The sequence below is a fragment of the Actinopolymorpha sp. B9G3 genome, from assembly GCF_040120725.1.
Classification (GTDB): Bacteria; Actinomycetota; Actinomycetes; order Propionibacteriales; family Actinopolymorphaceae; genus Thermasporomyces.
The window spans coordinates 21,818-40,929 of record NZ_JBEEAB010000011.1; the positions used below are offsets into that span (position 1 = coordinate 21,818).

General features: G+C 70.3%; 15 protein-coding genes. 8 read left to right on the plus strand and 7 right to left on the minus strand.

Features of this window, described 5'->3' with window-relative positions; all coding sequences use genetic code 11:
- Positions 1 to 87: 87 nt before the first annotated feature.
- Positions 88 to 252 (plus strand): hypothetical protein, encoded by a 165-nt coding sequence (locus ABNF93_RS19525; protein ID WP_349329524.1) that lies wholly within the window; start codon positions 88 to 90, stop codon positions 250 to 252.
- Positions 253 to 283: 31 nt separating this feature from the next.
- Positions 284 to 733, plus strand: a complete 450-nt coding sequence (locus tag ABNF93_RS19530; protein ID WP_349329525.1) for a RidA family protein — start codon at positions 284 to 286, stop codon at positions 731 to 733.
- On the opposite strand, the gene ABNF93_RS19535 is transcribed toward ABNF93_RS19530, so the two are convergent.
- The 5 genes from ABNF93_RS19535 to ABNF93_RS19555 all read right to left on the minus strand — a co-directional run bounded on the left by ABNF93_RS19535 (position 717) and on the right by ABNF93_RS19555 (position 7,849).
- Positions 717 to 1,133 (minus strand): archease, encoded by a 417-nt coding sequence (locus ABNF93_RS19535; protein ID WP_349329527.1) that lies wholly within the window; start codon positions 1,131 to 1,133, stop codon positions 717 to 719. The genes ABNF93_RS19530 and ABNF93_RS19535 overlap by 17 nt on opposite strands.
- 16 nt (positions 1,134 to 1,149) lie before the next feature.
- Positions 1,150 to 2,658 carry a bifunctional aminoglycoside phosphotransferase/ATP-binding protein gene (locus ABNF93_RS19540; RefSeq protein WP_349329528.1) on the minus strand — a complete coding sequence of 503 codons (1,509 nt, stop codon included), beginning with the start codon at positions 2,656 to 2,658 and terminating at the stop codon, positions 1,150 to 1,152.
- Positions 2,659 to 2,850: 192 nt separating this feature from the next.
- Positions 2,851 to 3,555: a hypothetical protein gene (locus ABNF93_RS19545; RefSeq protein WP_349329529.1), complete on the minus strand. Its 705-nt coding sequence runs from the start codon at positions 3,553 to 3,555 to the stop codon at positions 2,851 to 2,853.
- A gap of 170 nt (positions 3,556 to 3,725) precedes the next feature.
- The gene (locus tag ABNF93_RS19550) at positions 3,726 to 4,289 is read right to left on the minus strand and encodes a hemerythrin domain-containing protein (protein ID WP_349329531.1); all 564 of its coding nucleotides are present in this window, start codon (positions 4,287 to 4,289) and stop codon (positions 3,726 to 3,728) included.
- A 242-nt stretch (positions 4,290 to 4,531) separates the two neighbouring features.
- Positions 4,532 to 7,849, minus strand: coding sequence for a tetratricopeptide repeat protein (locus tag ABNF93_RS19555; RefSeq protein WP_349329532.1), 3,318 nt, complete (start codon positions 7,847 to 7,849; stop codon positions 4,532 to 4,534).
- 410 nt (positions 7,850 to 8,259) lie between these two features.
- Here ABNF93_RS19555 and ABNF93_RS19560 point away from each other — a divergent pair, with 410 nt between their 5' ends.
- A complete protein-coding gene (locus ABNF93_RS19560; protein WP_349329533.1) occupies positions 8,260 to 9,189 on the plus strand; it encodes a DUF5996 family protein in 930 nt (309 codons plus the stop codon).
- On the opposite strand, the gene ABNF93_RS19565 is transcribed toward ABNF93_RS19560, so the two are convergent.
- Entirely contained in the window at positions 9,170 to 9,793 is a 624-nt protein-coding gene (locus ABNF93_RS19565) for a hypothetical protein (protein WP_349329534.1), read from the minus strand. The two genes, ABNF93_RS19560 and ABNF93_RS19565, sit on opposite strands and share 20 nt — an antisense overlap.
- 161 nt (positions 9,794 to 9,954) lie before the next feature.
- Here ABNF93_RS19565 and ABNF93_RS19570 point away from each other — a divergent pair, with 161 nt between their 5' ends.
- The 5 genes from ABNF93_RS19570 (at position 9,955) to ABNF93_RS19590 (ending at position 17,331) form a co-directional block, all read left to right on the plus strand.
- Positions 9,955 to 13,344: a S8 family peptidase gene (locus tag ABNF93_RS19570; RefSeq protein WP_349329535.1), complete on the plus strand. Its 3,390-nt coding sequence runs from the start codon at positions 9,955 to 9,957 to the stop codon at positions 13,342 to 13,344.
- 56 nt (positions 13,345 to 13,400) lie between these two features.
- Entirely contained in the window at positions 13,401 to 13,976 is a 576-nt protein-coding gene (locus ABNF93_RS19575; protein ID WP_349329536.1) for an RNA polymerase sigma factor, read from the plus strand.
- Between the two features lie 12 nt (positions 13,977 to 13,988).
- Positions 13,989 to 14,984 carry a hypothetical protein gene (locus ABNF93_RS19580; RefSeq protein WP_349329537.1) on the plus strand — a complete coding sequence of 332 codons (996 nt, stop codon included), beginning with the start codon at positions 13,989 to 13,991 and terminating at the stop codon, positions 14,982 to 14,984.
- A 146-nt stretch (positions 14,985 to 15,130) separates the two neighbouring features.
- Positions 15,131 to 16,072 carry a 5-dehydro-4-deoxyglucarate dehydratase gene (locus ABNF93_RS19585; RefSeq protein WP_349329538.1) on the plus strand — a complete coding sequence of 314 codons (942 nt, stop codon included), beginning with the start codon at positions 15,131 to 15,133 and terminating at the stop codon, positions 16,070 to 16,072.
- Complete coding sequence (locus ABNF93_RS19590) at positions 16,069 to 17,331, plus strand: glucarate dehydratase family protein (protein ID WP_349329539.1); 1,263 nt, start codon at positions 16,069 to 16,071, stop codon at positions 17,329 to 17,331. Before ABNF93_RS19585 ends, ABNF93_RS19590 begins: the two co-directional genes overlap by 4 nt.
- Positions 17,332 to 17,364: 33 nt before the next feature.
- Here ABNF93_RS19590 and ABNF93_RS19595 read toward each other — a convergent pair whose 3' ends face one another.
- Positions 17,365 to 18,894: a ferredoxin reductase family protein gene (locus ABNF93_RS19595; RefSeq protein WP_349329540.1), complete on the minus strand. Its 1,530-nt coding sequence runs from the start codon at positions 18,892 to 18,894 to the stop codon at positions 17,365 to 17,367.
- Between the last annotated feature and the right edge of the window lie 218 nt (positions 18,895 to 19,112).

Genomic DNA, 19,112 nt, shown 5'->3' on the forward strand with positions numbered 1-19,112 from the left:
GCTAGGCGCAAGCCATGCGGTGTCGCGATGGCAGCCATGCAGGACATTCGGTGGTCGCATGGGAACGGCGTGCCTACTGTGGAAGGCATGGCACTCGTTCTGACCATGCTGGCCGACGCGGCTGCCGTCGATGCCGTGGGCAGTGCCGACGCGGCAGCGACGGGGCAGCTCACGGGCACGGGACCGGAGTGCCGACCTCGCCAGCATCGTCTGAGCGCGGTTCAGCTGGCCGTTCTCCGCGCGTACGAATGACTGCCCGTACGAACAACTGAAGGAGCCCACCGTGCAGGTCACTCTCGACAATCCCGCCACCGTCGCCGAACCCGTCGGCCCCTATGCGCATGTCGCCCGGCTGGACATCGACGGGGGCGCGTTGCTCATGCTGGCCGGGCAGGTCGCCGTCGACGACGCCGGCGAAGTGGTCGCGCCAGGCGACCCCGTTGCCCAGGCCGAACGCATCTTCGAACTCATCCGCGAGATCCTCGCCGCGCACGGCGCGACGTTCGCCGACGTCCTGCACATCCGTACGTACATGACGGACATGGACGACCTTCCCGCCTACGGTGCCGTACGCCGCCGGCTCTTCCCGGGCACGCCACCACCGGCCAGTACGACGGTCGAGGTGAGCCGGCTCTTCCGTCCCGAAGCGGTCCTGGAGGTCGAGGTCACCGCCGCGGTCACGACGAAGGAGGAACCGGCCACCTCACCGGATCGGCTCAGACGTCGAGGGTGACGGCGCACGTCCAGCCGTCGGCGTTCTCGTCGAATCGCAGCCCGTGCAGGGAAACCGCCTTCGGCACGGCGCCGACCAGTTCGGTCTGGTCGAGTCCGGTGACCGCGAACCGCACGTCGTAGCCCTCCTCTTCCGCTGGCTCGACGGTGGCCCGAAGGGGGAGGACGTCGGCGGTCTCCATGAGGTAGATGACTTCACTGAGCACTTCGACGAGGAGGTCTTCGTCGCCGTCCTCGGCGACCTCGAAGGTGGCGACGTCGGTCGGGCTCGCCGACGTGGTGTCGGCGAACGTCTCGACCATCGCGGTGACGGCTTCGGCCACGCACAGCTCCCGCGTCGGCGCCCACGCCTCGAACCGGCTGTCGGCCGTGTGCGGGACACTGCGATGGCCGGACTGCATGACACCTCCTGACGACCTACTCCTTCAGGATTCCCCATGCCGCCGCCACCGCGTCGTCGGCGGACCGCGCGGTGTCGATCGGGAGGGATTCGGGCCAGTCCGCGAAGTTCTGCTCCAGTTGCCCGGCAATCTCGATCGTCGCGTCCGACGCGTCACCGACCCGCGAAGCGATGCGCGGCCTGGTGACCTCGGCGGGCGCCACACATCGCAGCTCCACGAGCGTGGTGGACGTTTCCCGCCCGAGCGTCCGCGCCGCCCGGCGTTCGTCCGGGTCGCTCCAGGTGGCGTCGACGATGACGGTTTCGCCGTGCTCGACCAGCGTCCGGGCGCGGGCCAGCAGCTGCCGATAGGTGGCGTGCACGTGTTTACTTTCGTACAACCCGCGGCCGTAACCCGCGTGCGGGTCGAGCGCGGCGGCTCCGGGTACTTCCCGGCGGATCTCGTCGCTCCGCAGCAACGTCGCCCCCAGCTGGTCGGCGAGACCGGCGGCCACGGTCGACTTGCCGGTGCCCGGCAGACCGCCGACCAGCACGAGCCGGACCCGCGCAGTCCGCAGATGCTGCCACGCCATGCCGGCCAACTGCCGCGCGTTCGCCCGTTCCTCCGGCACACCCTGCCGATACCGCAGGCAGGCGACCTTGGCACGGACGAACGCGCGGTACGCGATGTAGTGGTGCACCAGCGAAGGCGGCGCCACCGTTCCGGAGAACTCGCCGTACCACCCGAGGAACCGCTGCGCGAGGTCCGCGGCACCCAGTCGTTCGAGATCCATTGCCAGGAAGGCGGCGTCGTCGATGCCGTCGACGTTGCGGAGCGCGTCGTCGAACTCCAGGCAGTCGAGCACACGCGGCCCGTCGGGAAGACAGAAGATGTCATCGGCCAGCAGGTCGCCGTGACCGTCGACGACGTACCCGGCACTCGCCCGTTCGTCGAGCAGGTGCGCCCGCCCGTCGACGTAGGAGAGCGCAAGGTCGCCGATCTCGTCGAACTGCTGCTTGTCGAGGACGCTCCCCGCGAAGAGAGCGCTCTCGGTGAGGTTGTCGCTCCAACGCTTTCGTAGTGCGCCTGGCAGACCGGCGGCAGCCACCGCCGGTCCGGTCTCGGCGCCGGCGTGGAACGCCGCGAGCAGCCGCGCCAACGTCCTGAGGTCGGTTTCCACGTCCTCTCCCTGACGGACCAGCGTGGAGAGCCGTCGATCCGCGGGCATGCGGCGCATCACGACGACCCAGTCGCGGGTCCTGCCCCTACTGTCCTGGACCTCCCAGAGGTCGAGGTAGACATCGGGCGCCAGCCGCCGGTTGAGATTCAGCTCCCGGCGACACGCCACCTCCCGCGCGGCGACGGTGGTGTAGTCGAGGAAGCCGAGGTTCACCGGCTTCTTGACCTTGTACGCACGATCCCCGATGAACGCGACCACCGCGGAGTGGCTCTCGGCGATCGACGCCGCCGTGTCGTGCCGCTCCCCCGGCAGACCGCCGTCCGATCCAGCTGCGCGGGCGTTTCCGGGACGTCCTCGGGACCTCATCCGACCTGGGACGGCTGCAGGTTTCTGCGGCGCCGCCGCCGAACGATGACGGCACCGGTCACCCCAGCACCGATGGCCAACGCAGTCACCGCAACGAGAGCCTTCACACCGAGTTCCTTTCCACGCCGGGACCGGTTCAGTCGGCCTTTCCGCGCCGAATCGTGCCCCGCCGACGCCGCTGATCCGGTTTCGTCAGTGGGCGAAGACGGAGCGCTCGGCCGGCGTGCGTTCGACCTCGGGACGGACGACCATGACCACGGACGCCGTAGCGAGCCACAGAACGAAAGTCGCAAAGGTGAGCAAGCTCATCACCGTGGCAAAGGTCGAAACGGTGATCGTCATCGCGGTTGCCACGCCGGCAATCAGCCCGATCACGGCGACGGACAGGCCGAACCAGCCGAGCCACCTCCCTGCCAGCTCCCGGCGCACCATGGCGAGTCCTGCGGCTCCGGTGAAGAGCGCGATCAGCAACTCCAGCGCCGCGCCGGAGAACATGCGCGCGCCGATCAGCGAGCGCGCAACGTCGCCAGCCATCATGCTCTGCGGCCCCTGCGCCAGATAGGCGAGCGCTCCGCCCGGCACCACACTCAGCAGTCCCACGGCGGACAGCGCGACACCAGCACCCAGCACCACGGGCGAGAACGCTTCCGCGCCACCTTCTGCCCGTTGCAGGACGTGCCGCAGGTGTCCGACGAACCACAGGAACACGACCATGGCCAGCAGGACCAGCAGCAGCGACACCCGCACCTGGACGCTGTAGTCGGCGAAGTACCGGATCATCGCCGCGGTCGAGCCGACCCCACCCGTCGACGGCAGTACCAGCACCGCTGCCGCCAGCAGGGCCGCGGACAACAACCCGCTGGCTGCTCCGATGCGTTCCCACATGCGCTCGTTCATGACCGTCTCCTCTCAGGCGGATCTCTCGACAGCCAGCACACGCCGTCCTCATGTCAGACAGCAGGGGCGAACGACCACGGCCGTCGGGTGCCCAAGGTCCCGTCGATCCCGGGCAGGGCGGTACTGAGTGGGACCTCAACCCCCTTGGTGGGGACCCGCCGGCCACGTCGTCATCGGTCGCGGAGCCGCCACTCGCGGACGGCGTCGTGGACGTGCTCGAAGATCGCCAGCGGTGCGTCGGCCGGTGTGGCGTCGGTCGAATTGTCGGCCTCAACCCGCTCCCTGTTCGGCACCGTGGCCTGGGCGGCCTCAACGGCCCCGGCCATCTCCTGCAGTAGGCCGGGTGGCACCCGCTCGCGGAGGAAGCGGAACTCCTCGTCCTCTTCGTACTTCGCGTGTGCGGCGATCGCCTCGGCCAGCGCCAGGAGCTTGGCCCTGAACTCAGGATGGTCGACGCCGAGGTCGTGCAGCTCGGCGAGCGCCTCCTTGGCGTCCTGCTCCTCCTCCACGCGGTGCTCGATCACCTCGTCCCCATCGTCGATCTCCTTGCGCGCGATCGGGTGGACGACCTCTCCCTCGGTAGCCTCATGCACGGCAAGCAGCCAGACGAGATCTGCGAAGAACTCGCGCTTCTCCTTGCCTCCCGCCTGGGTGACCTTGATGAACAGGCTCCTGATCTCGTTGTGTTGCCGGGTGAGCAGGTCCACGACATCGTCCTTGATCGGCTCAGTCACGCCTCTCACCTCCTTGGTCCGAGTCGAGATTCTCGGCACATATCCGATAACGCGCAGGAGACACCGACAATGATCATCGCGCCGGCGCCTTTCGACGACCGGGACGACCGACCGCTGCCTCCAGTCTCTCCACGGGGTCGGACGAATCGTTCGGGACCAATGGCCGCGCCTTGCCTGCCGCCAGGAAGTCCGTCGGGTGCTATTCGGCCTGCCCCGCTGGGGGCGCCTGGACCACCACTGGATCAGTCACGTCGGGCGCGCCGCGAGCCGGCGCCGGTGCGTGAGCCGTTGCCGGACTGCTCAGGGACACGCGCGCGTGAGCGCGTCACGTTGCCTGGCCTTTCCCCGTCGATGCCGGCGATCTGCGAGTGCCCGACGTCGACGGCGAGCTGGTACGCGGCCTGCGCACTGACGGTGCCACCCTGCTCGGTGAGCAGGACCCGCCGGCTGCCGGCCGCCACCGGGGCGAGGTCGACATAACCCGATTCGATCGCCAGGTGGAATGCCGAACGCGCTCCCGCCAGGTCACCCTGGTCGCGGAGCAGGACGCCGAGGTTGACCGCCGCCGACTGCACGACATCGGTGTGGCCGGAGTCCACGGCCCGCTGGTAGGCCTCCCGGGCTCCCACGGCGTCGCCCTGTTCCTCCAGCAACATGCCCAGGTTGACGGCCGCGACAGGCGCGGCACTCGTGTGCCCCGACCCGGCGGCCACCTGGTAGGCCGCCTGCGCCGCGGCCAGATCCCCGTGCTGGGCGAGCAGCGCGCCAAGGTTGTTCGCCGCCATCGGAGCGACGTCGGCGTGGCCGGAGTCGACCGCGCGCTGGTAGGCCGCTCGCGCACCCGTCAGGTCGTCCTGCGCGGCGAGCAGCGCACCGAGGTTGTTCGCCGCCATCGGAGCGACGTCGGCGTGACCGGAGTCGGCGGCCACCTCGTACGCCGCCCGGGCACCGTCGGCGTCGCCGTGCTCCTTCAACAGTGAACCGCGGTAGAACGCGGCCATCGGTACGACGTCGGCATGACCGGAGTTGACGGCGAGTTCGTACGCCATCTCCGCGCCGGCGACGTCGCCCTGCTCGGCGAGGAGGACTCCGAGGTTCAAGGCGGCAACGGGGACCACGTCGGTGCGCTCCGAGTCGACGGCCCGCTGGAACGCCGACCGCGCACCCGCCGCGTCGCCCTGGTCGCGCATGAGGACACCGAGGTTGACCGCCGCCACCGGCACCACGTCGGGATGCCCGGAGTCGACGGCCCGCTGGAACGCCGACCGCGCACCCGACACGTCCCCCTGGTCCTTCAGCAGGACACCGAGGTTGACCGCCGCCACCGGCACCACGTCCGGTTGACCCGAGTCGACGGCCCGCTGGAACGCCGACCGCGCACCCGACAGGTCGCCCTGCTCCCGCAGGAGTGAACCCAGGTTGACCGCGGCGACGGCGGCGGTGTCGGCCGAGCCGGCGTCGATCGCCTTCTCGAACGCCGACCGCGCGCCCATCACGTCACCCTGGTCCCGCAACAACGAGCCCAGGTTGTTCGCCGCCCGCGGCATCACGTCGGCGTGGCCGGAGTCCACGGCCCGCTGGAAGGCGACCTTCGCCCCTGTCATGTCGCCCTGGTCCCGCATCAGCGAACCCAGGTTGTTCGCCGCCCGCGGCACCACGTCGGCGTGACCGGAGTCCACGGCCCGCTGGAACGCCGACCGCGCTCCAGACAGGTCGCCCTGCTCCCGCAGGAGCAACCCGAGGTCGTTGGCCGCCCGCGGAGCGAGGTCGGCATGGCCGGAGTCAAGGACCTTCCGGAACGCCGGTTCGGCCGCCTGGAGGTTTCCCCGCAGGCTGGCATTGATGCCGATGTCGAACGCGTCGTCGGTGGGGACGGCCGCGAGGAGTTCCTGCCACATCGGGTCGAAGACCGGCCGGCCCTCGTGCCCGTTGGCGCCCTCCTCGACCGCGACCAGGTAGTCGAGCACCTCGAAGCCGACCAGGCCGTTCCTCTGGGCTCGGGAGGATGCCGTACGTGCCGGTTGCGCAGGTGCCGCACGACCCGAGCGGCCCGCGGATCCCGCTGCCGCCGGCGTACGTCCTGACCGGCCCGGCATCGACTGCCGGCCCGCGGCGGGTCGGCCGGCACCACCGCCCTGGCCCGCGCCCTCGACACCCGGAGCCGGCGAACTGCCCGGCTGCTCGGCGGCCCGCAACAGCGACACCTCCGAGGCGATGGGTTCGGTCGCCCACGCCATGCCCTGCGCGAACAGTGCTGAGGTGGGGTCGAGGTCGATCCGGATCCGCCGGAGGTAGAGCGGGTAGAGCCCCCGCAGTTCCGATTCGGTGACGGGCCGCTTCAGTCCGGCCCGCCGTGCGTCGATCGCCGCCTGAACGATCGCGTAGCCGGCCGGGTCGGTCTCCCGGCCCGAGCGGAACCGCTCGACCAGTTGCTCACCACCGACGAGCGCCTCGCCGATGCTCGCCGTGATCCGCTCCTGCGGATAGAGCTGCGCGGCCTCGGCCCGCTCCGGAGGAGTGAGCTGGTACTGCAACGGGATCTTCGTCGCCTTGCTCAGCGCCGACCTGGCGACCGCCGCGACGTCGCCGCGTCCGGCGTGGATCTGGTCCCAGCGTTCCTTCGTCATCGTGGCCACCAGGACGGCGTTGCGGGTGGCCTTTTCGATCGTGTCCGCGGACAGGTGGGCGAGGTCCGCGGCGGTGAGATCGTCCAGCCACAACACCCACGGCTGGCGCTCGGGCGCCACCGGCGGCTCCGGGCGGAGCAGTTCGGCCAGGGCCTCGCCGTTCTCCGGGATGACCACCATCGGGTCCTTCGTCCCCATCGTCTTGCGGATCGCCTCCACCACGGTGCGGGACTTGCCCGCCTTCTCGTGACCGACGACCACGACGAACGCGTACGGAGGACGGTCGGGGTTCAGCAGCGAGGCCAGCCGACCGTCGGCGGCCGGGCGTCGTACGTACGGCGCGTGGCCGCGTGAGGTGTAGCGGGTCGGTGTCGGACCGAGGTCCGCGTCCAGGAGTTCGGAGAGGCGGCGCGCGTCGCCGTCGAGGGTGCCATCGGCGAGCGGCCGGGCGGGTGCCTGGTCCACCGTTTCGTCGCGGCGAGCCGCGGGGCGCTGCGCTCGTTGCCCGCGTTGGTCACCTCGTGCCCGGGGTTCGGTGCGCGACTCGCGCAGGCGGGTCCTACGTTCGCGCGCTTCGGTGTCGTCGGCAACGGGCTCGTCCGCATCGGCGTCGTCTTCGGCTTCGGCGTCGTCGTCCTCGTCGGACTGGTCCGCCCGCGGCCGGGTGGGGTTGAAGAGGTCATCGGGGTCGTCGTCGGCTTCGGCGGAGGTGTCACTCACGCCGAAGATCCACCCCAGGGCGGCGGCGGCGAGCGCCAGCAGCGCGAGGCCACCCAGCACGACCACCAGCGGGCGCGCACCTCCCCGCGTGAGCGTCTCCGTCACCGCGGACAGCCCGACAAGGACCACGCCGGCCATCGCCAGCGACCGTACCCAGTTGCGCCGGTCGGTCAGGATCGGCTTCCGCGCGTCATCTTCATGCCGCTCGGCCACAATCCACCCCCTGGGCCCGCACGAGGCCATCAACGACCCGCGATGGCCGCAGGTCCTGTTGGCCGCTCCGCGGGCCTTGTCGTGACATTCCCCGGGTGCCAGCTACCTCGATCGCCGTCCTCCGGAAGTCCTGACCCCGAAGGAAACATCGCCGATCACGCCGGGCGGCCCGGAGACATCTCAGTCCCCAGTGTCCACATAACGTGGCCACGCCGGGCGGGAATGGTGGACAGATTTACGCCGCACACAATCGTGGGTCGAAGTTGCGTCGAACGCATGGAACGATCCGAATCGAAATGCGGCGACCGAATGGACCTCTGGTCCCTTGACATTCGCGGAGTGGGCACCAGTGCCGTGCGGGTGTAAGGATCGAAAACAGCAGGCGTCGACCACGGGGCACGGTGATTCATATGCAACTCTTCCCTTCGATCCCGTTAGCGGACTGGAAAGACAGCAAAGAGACGTTGCACCGGTTCGCTCAGATCGTCGGCAAGGTTCGCCTGGCAGCCGGCGTAAGGCGCAACCACTGGTGGAATGTCCCCTACCATCTCACCGGCCGGGGCATCACCACCCGGCCCATGGGTCTGGTCGACGGAAACCCGGTCTTCACCGTCGACTTCGACTTCGTCGACCACCGACTGGTTGCGCAGTCGATCGAAGGCGGGTCAGCGGCTTTCTCCCTGCTCGGCCATTCGGTCGCGTCCTTCTACGACCGCACGTTCGAGGCGTTGGACGCGATCGGGGTGAAGGTCACGATCGACCATCCGCACCCCTTCGACATTCCCGGCGATGGACACCCCTTCGGCTCCGACACCGCGCACGCGACGTACGACCCGGTCTGGGTCAACCGCTATTGGCAGGTGCTGAGTCAGGTCAATCTTCTCCTCGAGAAGTTCTCTTCGGGATTCTCGGGCAAGATCAGCCCGGTCCATCACTTCTGGCACACGTTCGACATCGCCGTGACGAGATTCTCCGAACGAGTTGTCGAACAGTCACCGCAAACCGATCCCGTCACCCGTGAGGCGTACTCCCGCGAAGTCATCAGTGCGGGATTCTGGTTCGGCGACGACGCGTTTCCGGAGCCGGCGTTCTATTCCTACGTCGCCCCGGCACCCGAGGGCCTCGCCGACCAACCCCTCCGCCCGCCGTCGGCGCAGTGGCTGGAGCAGCGTGGGAGTCCACTCGCCGTGCTGCGCTATGACGACGTACGCACCGCTGACAATCCGATGGGCAACGTCCTCGACTTCTACGAGACGGTCTACCAGGCCGGCGCCCGGCTCGCCGGGTGGGACCTCGAACGGCTGACGTGCCCTGGCGGGATCACCGACCCCTACGCCTGAGCGATTGGAACGAGCGAACCAATGAACGCAGCACGCGGGTGCGCTGCGAAGCGAGATCCCGCGTGAGCGGGTGGTGGTGCACCCTGCCGTCCAGCAGGTCGAGCACCCGAGCCGCGCCCCGATGGTCCTGTGTCGGGCGGTCGAGGCCGTCGAGCACCTGCGAGGTCACCGCACCGTAGGCGAGATGCGGGATGAGGTCCGCCGCCCAGTCCCTGGCCGCCCAACCTCGCGGGTCGGTGACACCGAGGGCGGCCATCGGGGCGTTCCCGGCGAGCATCGCCACGACCATCGCACCGACCGCGCCCACGACCGGGCTGGGCCGCCAGCCGAGCCCGCGGAGCCCGCCGAGCAGCGCACCCGTCGCGACACCGGCGGCGAGGCCGGTCAGTGGGGCCAGCCCGGCGACCCGGTTGTGCCGTCGTTCCCCCTGACCGGGCACCGGGACATGCGTCTTCATGGAAAGGATCTCCACGGTGTCCTCCGGGGTGTGGCTCGCCGCCCTGCCGCGCGCGGCCATGTCGAGATAGGTGACGGCGTTGAGCGCGGTCGTACCCGCCGCACCCGCCGCGGCACCCCGCAGAACTGACCGCAGCAGCCCACCCATACCCCGTCCCCTTCCCTCGCCGTGCCGGACCGTGTCGAGGTCCTCGAGAGACCCCGCCCTCGCGCCTACCCCACCTGCCGTGACTTACGCGGGAACCTGTCGGATGTCCGCGGACACATGAGAGGTGTACGCGCGTACTGCCCGACGAAGGGGGACTCTCGATGCGACGCCATCGATGGCACGCACTGCTGCTCGCGCTCGTGCTCGCGGTCACGGGTCTGGCGGCCGGTCCGGCCGCAGGTTCGGCCGCCGGTTCTGCCGGAACGGCGAGCAGCGCGGCGGGCCCGGCCAGGGGCGAACGCACGGTCGTCGTCACGTTGGTCACCGGCGACAAGGTGGTGGTCTCCACCAGCCGCGACGGGCGGCGCGGCATGGACATCCGGCCGGCTCCCGGCCGCGAGGGTGTGCCGTTCGTCGAACGCAGGTCGGCCGCCGGCGGCCTCAGTGTCGTGCCCGCGGACGCCGCGGCGTTGATCGCGTCCGGGAAGCTCGACCCCAGGTTGTTCGATGTCGACACCCTCATCAGTCACGGCTACGCGGACGGCGTACGCCAGGACCTCCCCCTGATCGTGTCCCACGGCACCACGGCGCGCTCCAAGGCCGACACGAGGTCCGCTCTTGCCGCGGCCGACGCCACAGTCACCCGGGAGCTGCCCAGCGTGCAGAGCACCGCGGTCCGGGCGGAGAAGACGGGCGCGCTCTGGGCCGAGCTCACCCGTGGCCAGGCGGCGACGCGGACGTTCGATCCGGGCATCGAGAAGGTGTGGCTGGACGGCCGGGTCAGCGCGTCCCTGGACGAGAGCGTCCCGCAGGTCGGCGCCCCCGTGGCGTGGCAGGCCGGCTTCACCGGCGAGGGGGTGAAGGTAGCCGTCCTCGACACCGGCATCGACGCCGACCACCCCGATCTCGCCGGCGCCGTCGTGGCGGCCGAGGACTTCACCGAGACGGGGAGTACGCACGACGGCAACGGCCACGGCACCCACGTGGCGTCCATCATCACCGGCAGCGGCACGGCGTCCGGCGACAGGTACAAGGGTGTCGCACCGGACGCCGACCTGCTCGTCGGCAAGGTCCTCGACGACGGTGGTTACGGCACCGACTCCGCAATCATCGCGGGCATGGAGTGGGCGGTCGCGCAGGGCGCCCGAGTCGTCAACCTGAGCCTTGGCGGTTGCCCGACCGACGGGTCCGACCCGATGTCGCAGTCGGTCAACACCCTGACCGAAAAGTCGGGCGCGCTGTTCGCCATCGCGGCGGGCAACCACCCGAGCGGCAACTCGTGCGCGGAGGCCGAGGACGTGGTGTCCGCGCCGGCCGTCGCGGACGCGGCGTTGGCGGTCGGCAGCGTCACGAAACAGGACGAGCTGAGCGGGTTCTCCAACGTCGGCCCACGGCCGGGCGACGGTGCGATCAAGCCGGAGCTCACCGCGCCCGGTCAGGACATCGTGGCCGCCCGCGCGGCGGGCACCGAGTTGGGCGACGTCGTCGACGAGCGCTACACCACGCTGTCCGGCACGTCGATGGCGGCGCCGCACGTCGCCGGCGCCGCGGCGATCCTCGCCCAGCAGCACCACAGCTGGAGGGCCGACGAACTGCGTTCGGTCCTGATGGGTACGGCCGGGCCGCACCCCACGTTGGGCGTCTTCGCGCAAGGTGCGGGCCGGCTCGACGTCGCGGCTGCCGTACGACAGAACGTGCTGGCGACCCCGGCGGCCCTCAGCATGGGGATCGCCCGCTGGCCCCACGACGACGACGAACCGGTCACGACGACGCTGACGTACGCCAACACCGGCGACGCGGCCGTGACCCTCGACCTCGCCGCGACAGGTACCGGCCCGGACGGCCAACCCGCCCCCGACGGCATGCTCACGGTGACGCCGAGAACCGTGACCCTCCCGGCGAGGGGCTCCGCACAGGTGACGGTCACGGGTGACACCACGCTGGGCGGTCCCGACGGGCACTACTCCGGCAGGGTCACCGCCCGCGGCGGCGAGACCGTCGTCAGCACACCGATCGGGATCACCAAGGAGGTCGAGTCCTACGACCTGACCGTCGACGCGGTGAACCGGTCCGGTGAACCGGTGGACACGGTAGCCGGCCTGACCAACGTCGCGGCCGGCCCGCCACGGCTCGTCCACCTGCCTGGTGAGCCCGTGACACTGCGCCTGCCGAAGGGGCGTTACGACCTGGCAACGTCCATCTTCGACGGCGCTCCACCCAAGGCAGCACCGGGAAGGGCGGCTGCCGAGCCGACGCCGGCGACGCTCGCGACCCGGCCGGACCTCGTGCTGGACAAGGACACCGCGGTGACCCTCGACGCGCGGAAGGGGCGTCGGGTACGTGCCGTCGTGGACAACCCGGCCGCCAAGCCCACGGGCTACCAGGCGACCTGGGTCGACAACGGCATCCTGGGCTTCCGGGTCTGGGGCGGCAACGATCCCAACGTCGGCAACACCCCGCTGTACGCGACACCGACCGCGAAGGTGACCGGCCATCCGTACACCTTCGGCTATCTCGCCACCCTCGGCGAGCCGCTCGACGACGGCGGATCCGGCGCGAACGGGATACCCCGCGACTACCACCTCTTCGAGGACATGTCCGGGCAGATCCCGGACCCGCCGACGTTCACTGTGCACGACGGCGACCTCGCGGCGGTGAACCTGCGGCTCCACAGCCAGGCGGTGGCGGGCTCCCGGGAGGCGACGTTCGCCAGCATCCCGTTCACCGACATCTGGGACGGTCGGCTCAACCGCTACCCCGTCACGATGCCCAGCAGACGGCTCGCGTTCTACTCCACCGGCCCCGACCTGGTGTGGGATCGTTCGCTGGAGGGCGACGGCGGTGGGGAGATCGCCGGACCGCTCAGTAAATACCAGGCTGGAACGAAGTACCGCGAAGACTGGAACGTCGCGGCCATCGGGCCGGTGGCCACGCCGTTCTTCTACGGCAGCGGGCTCTTCCTGAACCTCACGCCGTTCTCGCCGGCGGAGGACGGGCACGCGTTCTTCTCCGACGGCAGCGGTATCGCCATGCAGACGACGCTACGCCGCAACGGCACCGTGGTCGGGACGAGTGACAGCCCTGACGGCGGCCGATTCGACATCCCGGCGGATCGCGCGGAGTTCACGGTGACGAGCAGAGCCACTCGCACCGTCGACTGGTCGGCGCTCGCGACCCGGGTGAACACGACCTGGAAGTTCACCGCCGGACCGTTCGAGAACTTCGCCAGGCCGGGCGTCCTCGGCATCCGGGTGGGAGGCGCGTTCAACCTGCGCGACCGGGCACCCGCCGGAAAGCCGTTCCGGCTGGACGTCCGGGCCCAGCGGGCCGACCCCGACACTCCGGTCAGCGACGTGCGGCTCGAGGCGTCCTTCGACGACGGAAGGACGTGGACACCGCTCGAGCTGACCGACGCGGGCACCGATCGCTGGCTGGCTGACATCGCCCACCCGCAGAGCGCCGCGTTCGTGTCGCTGCGGGCGACCGGGCGCGACTCGGCCGGTGCCAGCGTGCGGCAGACGGTGATCCGGGCGTACGGACTGAGCAGGTGAATGCCCGCGGCACGCTGGACGGCAACCACACGCGGGGGGACGGACATGTACCTCACATGACGCTCCGTTCGGAGATGCTGAACGACCGCGACCTCTGGGACCTGGCCGGCGCGGGCGACACCGAGGCGTTCGGGCTGCTGTTCGACCGGCACGCCCGGGCGGTCTACAACTTCCTGTTCCGGCGTACGGCGTCGGCGAGCGACGCCGAGGACCTCACCTCCTCGGTGTTCCTCCTGGCCTGGCGGAAGCGGACGCAGGTGGTTCTCGACCGCGACAGCGCCCTTCCGTGGCTGCTGAAGGTCGCCGACTACGCGGCGCGGACGGAGTGGCGGTCCGTACGCCGCTACCGGCTCGCCCTCGCCAGGGCTGGCGTCGCCCGGGACGAACATCCCGACCACGCCGACGAGGTGGCCGCCCAGATCGACGACGAACGCCGCATGGCAGAAGTCCGGCGGGCGGTCCACCGGCTGCCCCGGCACGAACGTCAGGTCGTCGAACTCTGCATCTGGTCAGGACTGGACCAGCAGGCCGCCGCCGTCGCACTCGGCATCGCCGTCGGCACTGTCAAGTCGCGCTTGTCACGCGCCCGTCAACGTCTGCAGGGCCTGCTGGTCCTGCCGCAGGAACGCTGAGGAGGTCCATCCATGAACACCCTGTTGTCACCGCCGCCGGAGCGTTCGCTCCCCCACCATCAGCGACGCCGGGCGAAGCTGCTGAGGATCATCGACCATGAACGGGCGGTGCGGCCCCGCCGGCCAGTCGTCCCGATCGTCGCGGCCGCCTCGGTCGCGGCACTCACCGTCGGCGGCACGGTCGTGGTCCAGAACATCGGCCGCGTCAGCGACAGTGGCATCGGCCCGGCCGGCAGCCTGCCGCAAGGCGGCACCGAGGTCACGGAGCAACCCACGTCCGAACCCACGTCCTCACCGGGCGGGGAACCCACCGGTGAGTCGAGGGGGAAACCGACCCTGGCGGCGTACGAGCCTGCGCCGGTGGCGCGGGAGCTGAGCCACCAGGAGACGCGGGACTACCTGCGTGACTGCGCATCGGGGGCGCCGGGCATGTTCGACGGTCACGTGCCGTACGTCGGCATCACCCTGCCGGAGGAGCACCGCCCCTGGGTCTCCGCGTCCTGGCTCGTCACCCGCAAGGGCCGGGAGTACGTCGTGTGCGTCCGGGACGGCCGCGGCAACCCGCTCTCGTCCTCGGCGTTCGGCTCGGCCGCCGCGAAGGACATTCCGCACCTGTTCGCACCGGTGGACATGCGCAGCGACGGTTTCGGCCTCGTCACGCGTCCAGTCGCGACCGTCACGGTTCAGGCGAAGGGCGAGCCCGAGCGGGAAGCCGTACTGCGCAACGGATTCTGGTTCGCACCGGTGCCGGATCCGCCGGGCCGGACCTCGCAGGTGGGTCCGGAAAGCACGCCTGACGAGGACGACCTGGTGATCGGTATCAATCCACCGGGCACGATCCTGCGTGGTTACGACACCGACGGCACGCTGGTCTATGACTCCTCCAAGACCGGGCCGACCGTCGAGGAGTGCTACACCGACCCCGACGGCCGCGAAGTGATCGTCCACAACGGGATCGAGAACCCGACTCCCGGAACCTGCCGACGCACCCTCACCTGGGAGCACTGACCCGGGCACGCCGCCCGCCTGAGACCACTGGCCGGGCCCGCCGACCTGCCAGCCGGGGCGGATCTGACTCGTTGGCCACTCCTGGCAAGTTGGCCTGGTGAGACGTGAGGGCGGGAGAGGGGAGCGCCCCGGCTACGGTCGGGGGCGTGGACTTCACCGGACTACTCTCCTTCCCGCTCACGCCGTTCGACGCCGATGACCGGGTTGACCTCGACGTTCTCCGTACGCATGTCGATCAGCAGGTGACGGCCGGTGCCGCGGCGGTGTTCGTCGCCTGCGGCACGGGCGAGTTCACCGCCCTGACTCTGCAGGAACACCGCGACGTCGTGGCCACGGCCGTACGCACGGTGGCCGGCAGGGTCCCCGTGTTCGCCGGGGCGGGCGGCGGTGCCGGGCTGGCCCGCGAGTTCGTCGCCCAGGCGGCCGCGGCCGGCGCCGACGGGGTGCTGCTGCTTCCGCCGTACCTCGTCTCGTCCACCGCCGCCGGCCTCGTCCGGCACGTCGGCTACGCGGCCGCGGGCGCGAGCATCCCCGTCATCGTCTACCAGCGCGCCAACGCGGTGTTCTCCCGGCAGGCGGCGCTCGACCTGCTCGACATCCCCTCGGTGGCGGGGCTCAAGGACGGGATCGGCGACGTCGACGCCCTGCTGCGTACGGTCACGGCGATCCGTGGCAGCGGGCACCCCCACGCGGCGGACTTCTGCTTCCTCAACGGCATGCCCACCGCGGAGCTCAGCGCCCTCGCCTACCGGGCGATCGGCGTCCCCCGCTATTCGTCGGCGGTGCACTGTTTCGCGCCGGACATCGCCCATGCGTTCCACACCGCCTTCGCATCCGGTGACGACGCCGGCGTGACCGCGCTCCTGCGCGACTTCTACCTGCCCTTCGCGGAGTTGCGCGACCAGGTGCCGGGCTACGCCGTCGCGCTCGTGAAGGCCGGGGCGCGCCTCGCCGGCCTGCCGGTGGGAGGCGTGCGGCCGCCGCTGGTCGACCCGACTCCCGCGCACGTCGACCGCCTGGCCGAGATCATCGCCACGGCTCGCGCCGGCCTGCCGAACCCGTCCCACGACACCGGGAGCGCCAGATGATCATTCGCGACGTCCTCGTCACCCCGGTCGCGTTCCGCGACCCGCCGCTGCTCAACGTCGCCGGTGTGCACCAGCCGTACGCACTGCGGACCATCGTCCAACTGGTCTGCGCCGACGGGGTCGTCGGACTCGGCGAGACCTACGGTGACGACACCCTCCTGGCGCGTCTCGAGCGGATCGCGCCGACGCTCGTCGGGCTGTCGGTCTTCGACGTCAACGCCATCCGCGGCAAGGTGGAGGCGGTCGTCACCGGCGCACCGGGCGGCCAGGACCCTGACCGGCTGACCGGCGCCCCGTCGACCGCCCGCGCCGTCCTGCAGGCGTACTCGCCGTTCGAGGTCGCGTGTCTCGATGCCCAGGGCAAGGCGCTCGGTGTGCCGGTCGCCGATCTGCTCGGTGGTGCCGTCCGCGAGTCCGTTCCGTTCGCCGCCTACCTGTTCTACAAGTGGGCGGGCCATCCGGACTTCGAAGCCGACGAGACCTACGGCGAGGCGCTCGATCCGGCCGGCGTCGTCGCGCAGGCCCGCACCATGGTCGACACGTACGGCTTCGCGTCCCTCAAGCTGAAGGGCGGCGTCTTCCCACCAGAGCAGGAGATCGCGGCGATCCGCGCGCTCCGTGAGGCGTTTCCCGACCTCCCGCTGCGCCTGGATCCCAACGCCGCTTGGACCGTCGCCACGTCGGTCAAGGTCGCAGACGAACTGGACGGCGTGCTCGAATACCTCGAGGACCCGACGCCGTCGATTCCCGGCATGGCAGAGGTCGCGCGCGAGGCGTCGATGCCGCTCGCCACCAACATGTGCGTCGTCGCCTTCGACCACCTGCCGGAAGGCGTTGCCCGCAAGGCGATCGGCGTGCTCCTCTGCGACCACCACTACTGGGGCGGCCTGCGGATGTGCCAGACGCTCGCGACGATCTGCCAGACGTTCGGCATCGGGTTGTCCATGCATTCCAACACCCACCTCGGCATCAGCCTGGCCGCCATGGTGCACCTCGCCGCCGCCACGCCCTATCTGTCCTACGCCTGCGACACGCACTACCCGTGGACGCTCGACGACGTGGTGCGGCCCGGCGCGCTGCGGATCGTCGACGGTGCGGTGCCCGTGCCGGCAGGGCCCGGGCTCGGCGTGGAACTCGACCCGGATGCCCTTGCCCGACTCCATGAGCAGTACCTCCGCTGCGGGATCCGCCGCCGTGACGACGGCGGCTACATGCGGACGTTCCGGCCCGAGTTCCAACCACCTCGCGGCACCTGGTGAGGCCCAGAGGCGCGCCAAGCGTCGCCCAGCCGGTCAACTGGCGAACGCGTAGTCCTCGCGATGGATCCGCTCCGCCGGCACTCCGCAGGACCGCAGTAGCGCACTCGCAGCCTTCGCCATGCCCGCCGGGCCGCACACGTAGGCGTCACGCTCGGCGATGTCCGGAACCAGCCGTCGTACGTCGGTCGGGTTCAGCGGGTCGGCGCGAACCTTGTCGCCCCGGTTCCCCACCAGGTAATGCACCTGCGCACCGCGGGCGGCCGCGATGGCGTCGAGTTCCTGCCGGAAGAGCACGTCGTCCGGTGTGCTCGTACGGTAGAGCAGAGTGAGCTGACCAGGCGTCGTGGACAGCGACTCGAACAACGCCCGCAGCGGTGTCACGCCGACACCACCAGCGATGAGGACGGCACCCGGCCGGGTGCGGCGGGCAGCGGTGAGGGCGCCGTACCCACCCGAGGCCATCACCCTGGTGCCCGGGCGCAGCACCTGCAACACGCTGGTGTGGTCGCCGACGGCCTTGATCGTGACGCGAAGCCAGTGCGGGTTCGGCGCCGCCGACAGCGAGAACGGATGCGACTGCCGCCACGTCGCCTTGGTGAGGAACCGCAGCCTGACGAACTGGCCTGGCTCGGCGGCAAAGCTCGCAAGGTCCCGGCCGGTGAAGTAGACCGACACGACACCAGGGGCTTCCTGGCGTACGTGGGTGACGACCATCCGCTGGCGCAGGGCGTTCGACAACGGAACGCAGAATCGGTACCACAGCAGCAGGATGGCAACGCCGGCGTACAGGCCGATCCACCACACCCGCACGACCGGAAGCGCCGCGAACAACGCACCGTCGACGATTTGGTGTCCGAACGCCAGGGCGATCGCGAGATACGTACCGAGGTGGAGGACGTACCACGCCTCGTAGGAGACCCGGCGTCGCACGACGCGCGCCGAGTAGAAACCAACGGCGACGAGGAGCACGGAGCCGAGTGTGGCCAGGCCGACGTACGGATACCCCAGCATCAGCGTCACCGCCTGGGCGGGAAGGGACGCGTTCGCGCTCACCGCGTACCCCCACCAGATGAGCAGGCCGTGGGCCACCACGAGGAGGACGACGTACCCGCCGATCCGGCCGTGCACCCTGGACAGGTGTCCGGCACCGATCGCCTTGTCGAGAAGGGGAATGCGCGCCATCAGTAGGAGCAACACGACGACGAGAAAGCCCGCGTAGAGACCGAGCAGGCTTCCACCGTTGACCATCGCGGCACCGAACGACGAGGCCGGCACCCTGGTGGCCAGCCACATCATCGTGATGATCAGCATGCCTGACCCGATTCCCGCCCAGAGCGCGCCGACCGGATGCACCTTCGCCCACTCCCTGAGGACGGACATGGCCAACGCGGCGCCCCGCTGTTGGGCGTCGCCACCAGTGCCAGCGCTCCACGGTTCGCCGGGCGCCTGCGGAAGCGTCTTCGTCGTACCGCTGCGAACCGGCCCGGCCACCTGGAAGGGTTCGAGTACCGGAAGAGCCGTGGCGCCGGCGGGGTTCACATTCAGACCCTGGAATCTGGACATGCCCGTCTCCTCTGCGCTCCAGCGGCAGACCTCGGCGACCGCCGTTCTTCGGTGTCTGGAGGGAGTACGACGGTGTGGGCGCACCTGGTTCGCGGCGGTTTCGGGCGTTGGCCGGCGGGCCACCGTCGGTCGCGCTCTCGGGCGTACCGGACAAAGCGCACCCACGTCCACGGTGGGTAGAGTGGCCGTATGCCCGATCGCCCTGGGTAACGGGGCAT